We start from the raw sequence: 12,146 nt of genomic DNA, 5'->3' as shown, positions 1-12,146 counted from the left end.
GTGAATGTCATCCCGCCCTCCCCCTCGAAGCCGTTCTCATGACGCGAGTCCCCTCCCTGGCACAGGGACCCCGGCCTCAGACCGCGGGCCGGGGTCCCTGCTGGTGCGGTGGTGCGGTAGCGCGCTGGTGCAGCGAACCCGCCCGCTACGCGATCCGCCGGGTCACGGCGAGGTGATCGCCAGGGTGGACGGCGAGACGATGTAGTCACCGGTGTACGTGGTCGCGTCACCGGTGTTGATCAGGCCGAGGCAGGTGCCCGACACGTTGTAGGCGTGCAGGTTGCCGGTGCCCAGCACCTTCAGGTCGTGCGTGGAGTTGGTGTAGCTCACGTCCAGCGTGGCCGGCGTGGTGGCGCTCGCGCCCGCGAAGGTGGCGGTGCAGCCGAGGCCGCTGATGTGCGCCTCGACACCGGTCAGGGTGCCGGTGGTGACGCCGCCGCTGTAGCTGACGGCGTTCAGCGCCCACGGGGTGTTGTCGGCCGTGACGGTGAACGTGATGCCCAGCGGCCCGGAGCAGGTGGTCCAGGTCACGCCGGCGATCGACGCGATGCCGGTGCCGCTGGCACCGGTGGTGTTCGCCGCGGTGCCTGTCGCGGTCGACGACTTACACGACAGCGTGGTGCCGGTGGCGGTGTCCTTCAGCACGGTGTTGGTGGAGGTGGCGGTGAACGCACCGCCGCCGGTGACCGTCCACGTGCCGGCCGCGGAGGCCGGGCTGATGGCGAGGACGAGGGACGCGGCGAGCGCGGCGCCGGTGACGACGCCACCCTTGACGAGAGGGGAGACCTTACGCATGGGCTGTTCCTTCCTGGGAGTTGGCGTGCCTGATAAAACCGATGTCTGCGCTGCTCGGGCGCAATTCGGTTGCGACTCACTACCTGGAACGTTGGGTACCGATTCCAGTCGGTTGCCCTTGCGGGGGAGGACGTTACGCACGGGTAACCGGAGGGCGCAAGAATCCGGCCGAAGAATCTCCACCGGCCACTACCGACCGGTATTTTTCTGTCACCGGGGCAACATCGCCACCGGGCGGTTTGTAAAAGAGTGAGCACTTGCAGGTCCGCGGCCCACTTCGTGATCAGTGCGCCCCCGTGGCCCGCGGACACTGTGCTACGGCCGCCCGCCGCGGGCGAACACGGGCCCGCGCAACCAGGGATGACAACGTTTCCGTGTCCATGGGGCTGCGCTCCGTAGACGTTTGGTCTATGTTGCACCGAGGTCACCGAGGCGCGATGGGGCGCACGGGAGGGGGCGGACATGACCGTAATGCGGCAGACCCCGGAGCAAACGGAGGCACCGGGTCCGATTCCACGGGAGTTCGCCGCGATCATGCGCCCTGAACTGCCGAGTCTGTTAAAAGAGATGGCAGCTGAAATCGTCGCCGCGATCCCCGAATACGGGCATCTCTTGGAGGGCCCCAACAGCCGGGTGATCAAAATCGGGATCGAGCAGAGCATCGCCACGTTCGTGGACCGGGTGGCCGCCCCCACCGCCACCACCTCGCTGCGTGACGACCTCTGCCGCCGGTTCGGCCGCTTCGAGGCGTACGAGGGCCGCAGCCTGGACAACCTCCAGGCCGCGTACCGGATCGGCTGCCAGGTGGCGCTGCGCCGGGTGCGTACGGTCGGGCGCCGCTACAACCTGTCCGCGTCCTTCATGCTGACCTTCGCCGACGCGCTCTTCGCCTACATGGGCGACCTGGCCGAACTGTCCCGCGAGGGATACGTGCAGGCGCTCGCCGAGTTGGGCGAGGAGCCGGACAACCGGCGCCGCCGGCTGCTGCGCCGCATCCTCGGCGGCACCGCGGTGGCGCGCAGCGCGCTGGCCGAACTCGCCGAGCACGCCGCGTGGCCGCTGCCGGAGGAGGTCACGATGGTGGCGGTCGCCTTCGGCACCCGGCCGGCCCGCACCGCGCTCGACCGCGACGTCCTCCAGGACTTCGCCGATCCCGAGCCGCACCTGCTGATACCGGGGCCGTTCACCGAGGAGCGGCGCGCCTCGCTGACCGCGGCGCTCGGCGGCTGCCGGGCCGCGGTCGGGCTGACCACGGCGCTCGGCGAGGCGGCGGATTCGCTGCGCTGGGCGCGGCACACGCTGGCGCTGGCCAGTTCGGGGGTGGTCGGGGGTTCCGGGGCGGCCGAGCGCGCGGGGGTGAGCGGGAGCGCCGGTGCCGGGGCGATCGGCGGTTCCGGAACGGTCGACGGTGCCTGCGACGACGACTCGCTCATCCTCAGCGAGGACCATCTGCTGCCGCTGTGGCTGCTGGGAGACCCGGCGCTCGCCGACCAGATGGCCCGGAAGTACCTCGGCCCGCTGGTCGGGTTGACGCCGGCGCAGCGCACCCGCCTGATCGACACCTTACGGATCTGGCTGACCACCCGCGGCACCGCGGGCCAGGTCGCCGACCAGTTGGGGGTCCACCCGCAGACGGTCCGCTACCGCATGCGCATCCTCGACCGCGCCTTCGGCGACCAACTGGCCCACCCGGACGACCGTTTCGCCACGGAGATCGCGCTGCGGGCCTTACACCTGCGCCAGTACGGGGAAGACGGCTCCCCCACCGCGTAATACGGCCCCTGCCACGGAACCGGCCACGGTCCTGGCCCCACCGCGACGCGCGCTCGCCCTGGGTCCCCGGCGCCCGCGTCGCCCCACCGCACGCCCGCCGAAACCCGTTTGCCGCCCGCACCGACCCCTGCTACTTTTCCGGAAGCCGTGCGAGAGAACAAGGAGGTGGTACCCGTGAACACAGTATCTCCATGGGTGCTCCCCTCCAGGGTCACGGCCGGGCGATAGGTCGTCCGGGAGCGCCGATCACGCGCACTCCCGAAAGGCACGACCATGCAGTTCGTTTCCGAGCAACGCCTCGATGACGGCGTCCTCGCCCGCGAGTTCACCCTCGGCGACATCCCCGGCACCCTGTGGACGCCGGAATCCGCCGTACCGACCCCGCTGATCCTGATGGCCCACAACAACGGCCTGCCCAGGACGGAAGCCCGACTGGTGGCCCGGGCCCGGCACCACGCGGCGGCCGGCTACGCGGTCGCCTCCATCGACGCCCCCGGAAGCGGTGACCGGCCCCGTTCGGCCACCGACGACCAGGCCCGCGGCGAGCTCCGCCGGGCGATGCAGGCCGGCGAACCGGTCGACGAGATCTTCGAGTCCTTCGTCGGCCCGCTGGTCGAGAAGGCGGTCCCGGAATGGCGGACCACCCTGGACGCCCTCCTCACGCTGCCCGAGATCCACGGCGGCCCGGTCGGGTACTCGGGGTGGACCGCCGTCGGGATCGGGCTGGCGGTGGCCGAGCCGCGCATCAAAGCCGCCGGTCTCTTCGCCGGCGGTTACGTGCCCCGCGCCCAGCGCGAGGAGGCCCGCCAGGTCACCGTTCCGCTGCTGTTCCTGCTCCAGTGGGACGACAGGGGCAACCCCCGGCAGCGGGCCCTGGACCTCTTCGACGCCTTCGGCACCCAGGAGAAGACGCTGCACGCCAACCTCGGCGGGCACACCGGCACCCCCGCGTTCGAGCTGGTGGACGGGACCCGGTTCTTCGATCGCCACCTGAAGTAAGACCGAGCCGCCAGGCCGGAAGCAAGACCGATCCGCCAGGCCGGCCCCGGACGGTAGGGGTGGGCCGTGGGCGGTGCGGCTCAGGCCGCCGCGCATCGAGGACCGGCCCTGCCCCTCCTCGATGCGCGGCGAACCTCGGCGTTCTCCACGGCCGGCCGCACGCCGAGGACGCCCTCGGCACCGAGGGCAGATGGGGGCGCCCGACGTTCGGCTGCCACAATGGCCCCCATGGACGCAGCAGAAACGAGGAGCAACCTCGGACCAGCCCGCCGTTCCCACGACGCTTCGGCGCGTCCGCCCCTGCCGCTCTGGGTGCCGCCGGTGTGCGCCGTCATGTTCGGCGCCGCGGTGGCCCTCCAGACTCCCCGCGATGGCATGCCGGGTCTGACGGCTCCCCTCGTCGGCCTCGTCCTCGCCCTCGGCGCCTACGCGCTGGTCACGGGCGTCCGCGCCCGCCAGGGCACGCCGAAGCGGCGCGTTTCCCCGGCGGCCCTGGCCGCGACCGCGACCGGCGTCACCGCCTTCTCGACGTCCTCCCTCAACAGCACCAGCACGTCCGACCTGCGCTGGCTCTATCTCGCCGCGGGTGTCGTCGTCGCCGGGATCGTCTGGTACCGCCTTCAGAGGAACGCGCCTGGCAGCGCCCGTAGTTGACGGTGCCCCCGCGCGGGGAACCCGTCGGCTCGAAACGAGTGGTCAGAGCGGTCCTGGGAGGGCGCGGGAGCCCGTCACCGATCCGTGAGGAGCCCGGGCAGCTTGCGCATGTCGTCGAAGACGACGGTGCCGGGGCCTTCGAGCCGGTGCGCGGGAATCATTCCCCCCGCGTAGGCGAACGCGCGCATGCCCGCGGCTCGGGCCGCCTGAAGTCCGTACGGGCTGTCCTCGACGACGGCGCACGCCTGCGGTGAGACGCCCATCCGCTGCGCGGCGTGGAGGAACAGGTCAGGCGCCGGTTTGCCGTGCTCGACCTCGTCGGCACTGAAGATGCGGCCCTCGAAACGTTGACGGAGACCGGTCAGTCCCAGGGTGAAGCGCATCTTGTCGTGGCTTCCGCTGGACGCGATGCAGGTGGAGAGATCGGCAATCGCGTCAAGGGCGTCAAGCGCATCGACCACACCGGGAACGGGGACGAGGTCGGCGGCCAGCGCCTCGCGGTAGAGCGGCTCGATCTCGTCCTGCCAGCCGGCCGGCAGGCTCTCCCCGAGGTGGGCCTCCACCTCCCTCGCCATGGACTGGTTCGAGCGGCCCATGAACCGCTCGACGATCTCGGCCTCGGTGAGGTGCCACCCCCACTTCGCCAGGACGAGGGCATCCACGCGCACGGCGATGCGCTCGCTGTCGACCAGTACCCCGTCGCAGTCGAATATGACGAGTTCCATCGCATGGCTCATAACTGCAGCGTAGACGGGTCTTCTGGACCGGGGCACGCGACGACGAACCCGTGCTCTGCCACCGGGCAGGACACCCCGACGCCCCGGCACGCGAGCCTTGGCCCGGACCGCCGATCCGGCAGGCACCCAACGGCCCTGCGCTCCGGACCGGTCCGGAGCGCAGGGCCGTCACGGGCTACAGCGAGGGAAGCTCCCCCGTCCGGACGCTGCGCACGAACGCGCTCCAGACGTCCGCGGGAAAGACGAGCGCGGGGCCGTCAGGGTCCTTCGAGTCCCGAACCGGAACCACTCCGGGCATGCCGTCGACGACTTCAAGGCAGCTGCCCTGATCAGAGCCGCTGTAGCTGCTCTTGCGCCAACCGGTGAGCGTCGAGGCCGTTGCGATTATGTGGTCAGATGTCATGTCCGAAGTCCTTCGCTGTGGCTCGCAGGAGGGTGAGCGACTCCTTCAGCGGGAGCGCGTCCGTCAGGGCAAGATCGTATGTGTTCTGGAACCGCTCAACCATCGCCGGAGAGTCGTGCACCTTGCCCGTGTACAGGCCCTCGACGTAGGCGACCGGCGGTTGGTCCTCGAACCACATTGAACGCTCAGTCGTTGTCTTTGAGGGCCGCTACCAGCTGATGTCCCTCCTTGGCGCCCCGTCGTAGCAGGGTGGCGGCAGTCGTGTGCAGCTTGTTCCATGAATGCGGGCGCCCGACGGCGGCTGCGGCGGGGACGCTTGCCAAGGCCACGGACAGGGCACGGTCCGGTTCGCCCACTCCGGCAAGAGCGTGTGCGAGGCAGGCACGGAACCAGGCTTTGTCACGCCGGTACGTGTCAGGCATCGCGTCAACTCCGAGGGTGAGTTGGTCCACGGCGGTCGACCAGTCACGAAGGTGCAGTGCTGCCATGCCGCGCTGCATCGTGAACCAGGTCTCGTCGTAGAAGTACATCCAGACCGGTTCGTCCTCCGGGTGCTCGGACGCTTCGCTGATGAGGTCCTGCGCTTCATCGAGCAGACGGTGCGTTTCGACGACCGTGCCGCTCAGTGCGTGCCCGCGAGCGGCCATCTGCGCCGCCATCCCTTGGACACCGTTCGATGTGCCGGTGAACGACCGGCGAGCGGCCTCGGCGAGGCTCACGCAACGGGTGGCGCGGCCTTTGGACCACGCGAGGTGCGCCTTCATGTTGAGCGTCGTGGCAGCCATGTTGGCGTCACCGGCCTCCAACGCCCACTCGTGGGAACGGTCGTACCAGGCCAGGGCGGCGGCCGTGTTGTCCTGGTCGCCTGCCATCCACGCGAGGAACTGGGCGTGCTCGGCTGCCAGTCGGACCACACGGTCGTTCAGCGGCCCGCGCGCGCCCGAGTACAGGTCCACGACCGTCCCGAGTTGCCGACGCATAACGTCCATGAGAGGCCGCGACCCGATGTCGTCCTCGGCACGGCGGTGCTCGGCCAGCAGCCGGTCAAGCCAGTCGAGGGTGGCGGCGTCCACCCGCCGCCCACCTTCGACGATGCCCGTCACTCGGTCGAGCAGATCCTCGTCCGGCAGGGCACCGGGCAGTGACAGACCGGGAACCGGATCACTCCCGGCATCCCCTCGCGTCCCGCTGTCCCGGCGCCGCTCCGGCAACCCGAGCCCGACCACGATCCGCTGCCGCACCTCGGCGGAGGTCACTCGTCGCCGGCCGCGTTCGATATCGGAAACGTCGGACTGGGCGAGGCCGGTCCGTTCACCCAGCTTGGTCTGGCTCAATCCGGTGAGCTTGCGGTACGTGCGGAAGACGGCGCCCCAGTCCTCACTGGCAATCGCCGTTGCTAACTGCGGGTGGGACCACAGAGGCCCGGGCGTTTCCTCCATGCCTCAAATATAGGGCGCCCTATAGGGCCTTGGGATGGGACTGGGCGTTTTGTGGCGGCAAGGTCTTGTCACGGCAGACCCCCGTGACCGTTTTACCGGTCCGGGGGCGTGGACAACCTGACGAAGGCAGGCTGACATGCGCGGGTTCATGGAGTCGTGGCCGCCCGGGGTGAAAGCGGATGTGGGCGGGCCCGCGGTGAGCGGCGCCCGGCTTCTGCCGTGGCCGGGGCCGGACGGCGGCGCGTGCTATCTCCGGTCGGATGAGTGTGACGCGATGTGGCGGCTGGCCGACGAGATGGAGTCCGTGCAGCTCGGGATAGGCCGGGAACTGCTGGGCTTTGCCCGTCGGACGCTGACGGAGACGGCACCGTCGGATGGCGAACTACGGGGCGTGGTAGCGCAGTTGTGCAGGGCTTTGTCGGACGCGTTGCGGGTTGCCGACAGCCGGGGGGCGTTGCTGGGCTTGCCCGCGAACGGGGACCAGGGGACACCGGCGGACAAGGGAGCACGGTGATCCGTCACGCCTTTGACGCGTGAACTCCCCCTTGTAGCTCAGTCAGGAAGAGCCCGGGCAGCACCGCACGCTCTCCGTTCATTCGTGCGGGCAGGCCCGATGACTCCGGTTCGAGTCCGGACAAGGGGACGTGGCGGCCCGGCACGCGGAATTCCCGCGCGCCCAGGCCGAATACCACCACGACCGACACCGTGGAAAGGAGAGCCGTATGGCCGGCGCGAGCGGCGGGGACGGCAAGACGAAGATGCTCATCGACTGGGAGTGGTTATCCGCAAGGGAGTTGTACGCCAGCGAACTGGCCTACCGGCGGCAGCAGGCGGGGCTGACGCTCATGGAACTCGCGGCAAAGTGCATGTACGAACAGTCCTATCTCCACCGGCTGGAGCGAGGACAGCGCCTCGGCACCCTGGAAGCGGCCACGGCACTGGACAAGGTGTACGGCACGGGCGACCTCCTGGTGAAGCTGTGGCACCTGGCCAAACGCGAAGCGAAGGACAAGCCGTTCCTCGGACTCGCACCCTTGGAGGCGGACGCCGTGAGCGTCCAGGAATACGCCGTCAGCGCCGTGCCGTACCTCCTCCAGACCCGCGCCTACGCCGAAGAACAGCTCCGCACCGCCCGCCCACGCAGCATCAAGCAGTTGAGCGCCCAGGTCGCCGCGCGACTGAAACGCCAGGACCGACTCACCGGACCCAACCCCGTCCACTACCGCGCGCTGATCGACGAAGCCGTACTACGCCGCAAAGCGCGTGACCCGCAGACGTGGACCGGCCAGTTGGAACACCTCATCGAGACCGCCCAGCAGCCCGATGTCTCCCTGCACGTCGTCCCGTTCGGCACCGGCCCACACCACATCCGCAGCTGCCTGGAACTCATCTTCTTCCAGGACGGCCACACCGTCGCCTACACCCAAAGCAGTTGGAGCGGCCACCTCGTCGAGGAACCCGAAGACGTCGAACCGTTGCGCCTCGCCTACGACCTGCTGCGGGACAGCGCCCTCACGCCGGCGGACTCGCTGACCTTCCTCCGCACCGTGCTGGCCGAGCACGCACCGCACAGGTGAAGGGTGCCCCCGTCCCCGGCTGGAGTTCCGGGAACAGGGGCACCCTGGGTCGCGCACGTGCCGTAGGGCCGTAGGGCGAACTACGAGGCGTAGGCCTCCAGTTCGGAGAGCTGGGCGGCGGGCCAGCCCGTGTTGGCCGTGAAGGTGAGCTTCAGGTAGCGGGTGGAGGCCGAACCGAGGGAGACCGTCGCGGTGTTGCCGGAGGACGGGTCGAAGGTGTAGCCGGCCGAGGACTTGAGCGAGGTGAAGGTGGAGCCGTCGGTGGAGCCGAGGACGGAGAGGGTCTCGGTCCGGGTGGCCCACGCGGTGGCCGGCGGCAGCTTCAGGACGAGGCGGCCGACGGTCTGGGTGGAGCCGAGGTCGACGGTGAGGGACTGCGGGAAGGCGTTGTCCGTGCTCTCCCAGTAGGAGTTGGCGTCGCCGTCGACCGCGTTGGACGCGACGTAGACGTCGTCGTGGCCGGTGTCGGTGACCGGGCGGCCCTGCGCCAGGTTGCCGTTGGGCGGGGGCGTCGTGCCGCCGGTGGTCCCACCGTCGGTCGAACCGGAAGTCGTGCCGGAGGACGTACCCGAAGAGGTACCCGAGGACGTACCCGACGACGTGCCGCCGCTGCTGTCACCGGCACCCGGCTGCGGCCAGGTCGAGCAGTCGCCCCACGTGCCGGTCCACCCGCTGTTGCCCGTGCCCTGGTTGATGGTGAAGGGCGCGAGGCCCACCGGGTAGGAGCAGTTGTAGACGCCGGTGGCGCCGGTGCCGGTGGCCGTGACGTTGCTGAACGTCGCGGAGCCGGGCGTCTCGGCCTGCACCACCACGGTGCCGGTGTTGGTCGCGGTCGCGCCGCTGACCGTCACCCCGCTGACGTCGTAGCCGTGGCCGCCGCCCGAGACGAACTCGAAGTCGCTGTAGGGGCTGTCGATGAAGGTGGTGTCACTGATCTGGACGTCCACCGTGGTGATCGCCGAGTCGTACGAGTCGACCCGCAACGCCCCCATCGGGTGGCTCCAGTTGGGGTTCATCGCGCCGGTGCGGATGAGGGTGTTCCCGGAGACCGTGACCTTGCCCGAGAGCGGGTTGAACGGCTGCAGGAACGCCTGGTTGGAGATGGCCATGCCGCTGCCGAGCGCGTTGGTGTCGGCGATCACGTTGTTCGACGCGGTGTTGTTCGAACCGCCGTAGATCGCGATGCCGTTGGCCAGGTTCGGCTGCACGATGGTGTTGCCGGTGAAGGTGTTGCCGGTGTCCGGCGAGCCCAGCGACCACATGGCGAGCGAGTCGTCACCCTGGTTGCGCAGGAAGTTGTTCTTGACGGTGACGCCCTGCGCGCTGCCGTCGAGGTTGAGGCCGTCGGCGGTGGTGCCGATGATCCGGTTGTTCTCGACGGTGAGGTTGTCGTTGTTGCCCGTCAGCCACAGGCCGCACTTCTCGCGCTGAATCCACATCCCGGAGACCACGGAGTTCGGGCCGAGGCTGCCGGTGACGAAACTGTCGGGCGAGCTGTCGTTGCGGGTGCTGACCGCGCCGATGACCGCGAAGTCGTAGAGCTTGGTGTTGCCGGTCGCGCTGGTCTGGTCGATGAAGTGCGAACTGTGCACCACCGAGTACCAGTTGCCCGCCCCGCGCACGGTGACGTCGTCGATCGGGAGCTGCGAGGTGATCGTGTAGACGCCGGACGGTATCCACACCTCCTTGCCCGCGGCCTTGGCGTCGGTGATCGCCTGGCGGAACGCCTGGGTCGAGTCGCCGCTGCCGCTGGGGTCGGCGCCGTCGTCGACCACCGAGACCGAGTTCGCGGGCTGCGCGGCGGCCGCCGCGACCTGCTCGAAGTCGGCCACGTCGATGGTGGCGGTGCCGGTGTCGCCCGAGTCGAGCTGGAGCTTGACCTTGTCGCCGGAACCGAGGTTCTGGCCCAGTTGTATACGGGAGTCGTCGAAGAAGTGGTGGGTCTTCGAGCCGGCGATGTTGCCGGTGTCCACGTAGCTGTACTGCGAGGTGACGGCGAGTTTCTGGCTGAGCTTGGTGCCGTTGACGTAGACCGACAGCGTGCCGGAGGCGCCCTGCGGCAGGTTGTAGGCGACGTCGACGGCGTTCGCCGCCTTGGTGAGGGTGAACTCGACGTACTGGCCCTGGTTGATGGTGACCGCCTGGCGGCCGGACGCCTCGGAGGCGACGGTGCCCTGGGTGTAGTCGGGCCCGATCACCTTCCCGTTGGTGTTTGCCGCTTCGGCCTCGTACTCCGTGAACGGCACCGACGCGCCGCCGCTGACGTCGAACGGCGAGACCGCCGACGCCTTGGCGGAGTTGGCCGCGCTGGCGGCCGGGGCGGTGAGGGTCAGGGCGATCAGGCCGCCCGCGGCCACTGCCGCCGCGGTGGCCGAGGCCAGCACAAGCGAGGAGCGACGTCTGGTGTCCATGGGGTGGGGGGGTTCCCTTCTGACGGGAGTCGCTGATGTGACGCACACCCTAGGGATGACGAACACGACACAGCAAGATGTCGATCGGATTTCGCAAAAATTGGATGGCTTGCAGAGATCTCGCAAATAGGCCGCAAGAATCTTGCGGTACCTGTACTAGAATCGACGCCATGACACGACGACTTGCCGAGGTGGCAAAGAAGGTCGGGGTGAGTGAGGCCACCGTCAGCCGCGTGCTGAACGGAAAGCCGGGCGTCTCCGATGCGACCCGGGCTGCGGTCCTCACCGCCCTTGACGTGCTCGGATACGAACGGCCCACCCAGCTGCGCGGGGAACGCGCTCGGCTGGTCGGCATGGTCATGCCCGAGCTGCAGAACCCCATCTTCCCCGCTTTCGCGGAGGTCGTCGGCGGTGCGCTGGCCCAACAGGGGTTCACTCCCGTGCTGTGCACGCAGACCGCCGGCGGCGTATCGGAAGCCGACTACGTGGAGTTGCTGCTCCAGCAGCACGTCTCCGGTGTGGTCTTCTTCGGCGGGCTCTACGCCCAGGCCGAGTCACCGCACGACCACTATGCCCGCCTGGCCGAGCGCAACCTGCCCACGGTGCTGATGAACGCGGCCATCGACCATCTCGACTTCCCCCGGGTCTCGTGCGACGACGCGGTGGCGGTCGAGCAGGCGATGAACCACCTCATCTCCCTTGGCCACCAACGGATCGCGCTGGTGCTCGGCCCGCCGGACCACGTGCCCTCGCGCCGCAAACTGGCCGCCGCCCGCCGGGTCGACCCCTCGGTCACCGTCGAGCACGCGCTGTTCACGCTGGAGGGCGGGCAGGCCGCGTCGAGCCGGCTGCTGGCCCGCGGCATCACGGCGTTCATCTGCGCCTCCGACCTGCTGGCGCTCGGCACGATCAGGGCCGCCCGCCGGCGCCGGCTGTCGGTGCCCGAGGACATCTCGGTGATCGGCTACGACGACTCCTCGCTGATGAACTGCACCGAGCCGCCGCTGACCACGGTCCGGCAGCCGATCGAGGCGATGGGGCGGGCCGCGGTGGACCTGCTCGCAGGCGAGATCAGCGGGGCCTCGGTCGACCACGACGAGCTGTTCTTCGAGCCGGAGTTGGTGGTCCGCGGGTCCACCGGACCGGTCCGTGACGCGGCCCGCATCCCCCACCCGGAGGCTCGCGCCAACGCGTGAACGGCGCCCGGCACGCCCGGGTGACCCCAGGGGGCGCGAGGAACTGCGCGAGGAACCGGCCGCCGGCCGGTGGTCCGGAAACTCACCGTTGCGGCTGGGCCTGCGGACCCGGCGTGCCACGGCGACGGGCTGGTCGCGCGGTGCCCCGCGCCCCTCATTCGT

10 protein-coding genes, 1 tRNA gene and 1 pseudogene are annotated in these 12,146 nt (G+C 69.6%); 6 read left to right on the top strand and 6 right to left on the bottom strand.

Going from position 1 to position 12,146, the window contains the following annotated elements:
* Positions 1-162 precede the first annotated feature (162 nt).
* Positions 163-795 carry a hypothetical protein gene (locus ACIPAE_RS14460; protein ID WP_366412291.1) on the bottom strand — a complete coding sequence of 211 codons (633 nt, stop codon included), beginning with the start codon at positions 793-795 and terminating at the stop codon, positions 163-165.
* Positions 796-1,257: 462 nt separating this feature from the next.
* On the opposite strand from ACIPAE_RS14460, the gene ACIPAE_RS14455 reads away from it, so the two are divergent.
* The 3 genes from ACIPAE_RS14455 to ACIPAE_RS14445 all read left to right on the top strand — a co-directional run bounded on the left by ACIPAE_RS14455 (position 1,258) and on the right by ACIPAE_RS14445 (position 4,221).
* On the top strand, positions 1,258-2,568 hold the full coding sequence (locus ACIPAE_RS14455) for a helix-turn-helix domain-containing protein (RefSeq protein ID WP_402445265.1): 1,311 nt from the start codon (positions 1,258-1,260) through the stop codon (positions 2,566-2,568).
* Between the two features lie 273 nt (positions 2,569-2,841).
* Positions 2,842-3,567, top strand: a complete 726-nt coding sequence (locus tag ACIPAE_RS14450) for an alpha/beta hydrolase (protein ID WP_366412293.1) — start codon at positions 2,842-2,844, stop codon at positions 3,565-3,567.
* A 228-nt stretch (positions 3,568-3,795) separates the two neighbouring features.
* On the top strand, positions 3,796-4,221 hold the full coding sequence (locus tag ACIPAE_RS14445; RefSeq protein WP_366412294.1) for a hypothetical protein: 426 nt from the start codon (positions 3,796-3,798) through the stop codon (positions 4,219-4,221).
* A gap of 74 nt (positions 4,222-4,295) precedes the next feature.
* On the opposite strand, the gene ACIPAE_RS14440 is transcribed toward ACIPAE_RS14445, so the two are convergent.
* The 4 genes and pseudogenes from ACIPAE_RS14440 to ACIPAE_RS14425 form a co-directional block, all read right to left on the bottom strand.
* Positions 4,296-4,958, bottom strand: coding sequence for an HAD family hydrolase (locus ACIPAE_RS14440; RefSeq protein WP_329370161.1), 663 nt, complete (start codon positions 4,956-4,958; stop codon positions 4,296-4,298).
* A gap of 175 nt (positions 4,959-5,133) precedes the next feature.
* Positions 5,134-5,361, bottom strand: a complete 228-nt coding sequence (locus tag ACIPAE_RS14435; protein WP_402445263.1) for a DUF397 domain-containing protein — start codon at positions 5,359-5,361, stop codon at positions 5,134-5,136.
* Positions 5,351-5,539: pseudogene (locus ACIPAE_RS14430) on the bottom strand (Scr1 family TA system antitoxin-like transcriptional regulator); the annotation flags it as partial. The pseudogene ACIPAE_RS14430 and the gene ACIPAE_RS14435, both read right to left, overlap by 11 nt.
* Before the next feature lie 7 nt (positions 5,540-5,546).
* The gene (locus ACIPAE_RS14425) at positions 5,547-6,800 is read right to left on the bottom strand and encodes a helix-turn-helix domain-containing protein (RefSeq protein ID WP_402445262.1); all 1,254 of its coding nucleotides are present in this window, start codon (positions 6,798-6,800) and stop codon (positions 5,547-5,549) included.
* A gap of 541 nt (positions 6,801-7,341) precedes the next feature.
* Between ACIPAE_RS14425 and ACIPAE_RS14420 the strand changes: the two genes are divergently transcribed.
* Together ACIPAE_RS14420 and ACIPAE_RS14415 are read left to right on the top strand one after the other, a co-directional pair.
* A tRNA-Cys gene (locus ACIPAE_RS14420) sits at positions 7,342-7,443 on the top strand.
* A 79-nt stretch (positions 7,444-7,522) separates the two neighbouring features.
* Positions 7,523-8,377 carry a helix-turn-helix transcriptional regulator gene (locus tag ACIPAE_RS14415; protein ID WP_402445260.1) on the top strand — a complete coding sequence of 285 codons (855 nt, stop codon included), beginning with the start codon at positions 7,523-7,525 and terminating at the stop codon, positions 8,375-8,377.
* A gap of 80 nt (positions 8,378-8,457) precedes the next feature.
* Here ACIPAE_RS14415 and ACIPAE_RS14410 read toward each other — a convergent pair whose 3' ends face one another.
* Complete coding sequence (locus ACIPAE_RS14410; protein ID WP_329370152.1) at positions 8,458-10,788, bottom strand: discoidin domain-containing protein; 2,331 nt, start codon at positions 10,786-10,788, stop codon at positions 8,458-8,460.
* Between the two features lie 170 nt (positions 10,789-10,958).
* Between ACIPAE_RS14410 and ACIPAE_RS14405 the strand changes: the two genes are divergently transcribed.
* Complete coding sequence (locus ACIPAE_RS14405; RefSeq protein WP_329370150.1) at positions 10,959-11,984, top strand: LacI family DNA-binding transcriptional regulator; 1,026 nt, start codon at positions 10,959-10,961, stop codon at positions 11,982-11,984.
* Positions 11,985-12,146: the final 162 nt, after the last annotated feature.

The sequence above is a fragment of the Streptomyces sp. NPDC087270 genome (genome assembly GCF_044744625.1).
In the GTDB taxonomy this organism is placed as follows: domain Bacteria; phylum Actinomycetota; class Actinomycetes; order Streptomycetales; family Streptomycetaceae; genus Actinacidiphila.
Note: the sequence above shows the minus strand (reverse complement) of the source record. Positions and strands in the feature narration are given on the sequence as shown.

Coding starts and splice junctions, on each gene's coding strand:
- ACIPAE_RS14405 (WP_329370150.1), top strand. CDS start 10,959: ATGACACGACGACTTGCCGAGGTGGCAAAGAAGGTCGGGGTGAGTGAG.
- ACIPAE_RS14460 (WP_366412291.1), bottom strand. CDS start 795: ATGCGTAAGGTCTCCCCTCTCGTCAAGGGTGGCGTCGTCACCGGCGCC.
- ACIPAE_RS14425 (WP_402445262.1), bottom strand. CDS start 6,800: ATGGAGGAAACGCCCGGGCCTCTGTGGTCCCACCCGCAGTTAGCAACG.
- ACIPAE_RS14455 (WP_402445265.1), top strand. CDS start 1,258: ATGACCGTAATGCGGCAGACCCCGGAGCAAACGGAGGCACCGGGTCCG.
- ACIPAE_RS14435 (WP_402445263.1), bottom strand. CDS start 5,361: ATGACATCTGACCACATAATCGCAACGGCCTCGACGCTCACCGGTTGG.
- ACIPAE_RS14415 (WP_402445260.1), top strand. CDS start 7,523: ATGGCCGGCGCGAGCGGCGGGGACGGCAAGACGAAGATGCTCATCGAC.
- ACIPAE_RS14450 (WP_366412293.1), top strand. CDS start 2,842: ATGCAGTTCGTTTCCGAGCAACGCCTCGATGACGGCGTCCTCGCCCGC.
- ACIPAE_RS14410 (WP_329370152.1), bottom strand. CDS start 10,788: ATGGACACCAGACGTCGCTCCTCGCTTGTGCTGGCCTCGGCCACCGCG.
- ACIPAE_RS14440 (WP_329370161.1), bottom strand. CDS start 4,958: ATGAGCCATGCGATGGAACTCGTCATATTCGACTGCGACGGGGTACTG.
- ACIPAE_RS14445 (WP_366412294.1), top strand. CDS start 3,796: ATGGACGCAGCAGAAACGAGGAGCAACCTCGGACCAGCCCGCCGTTCC.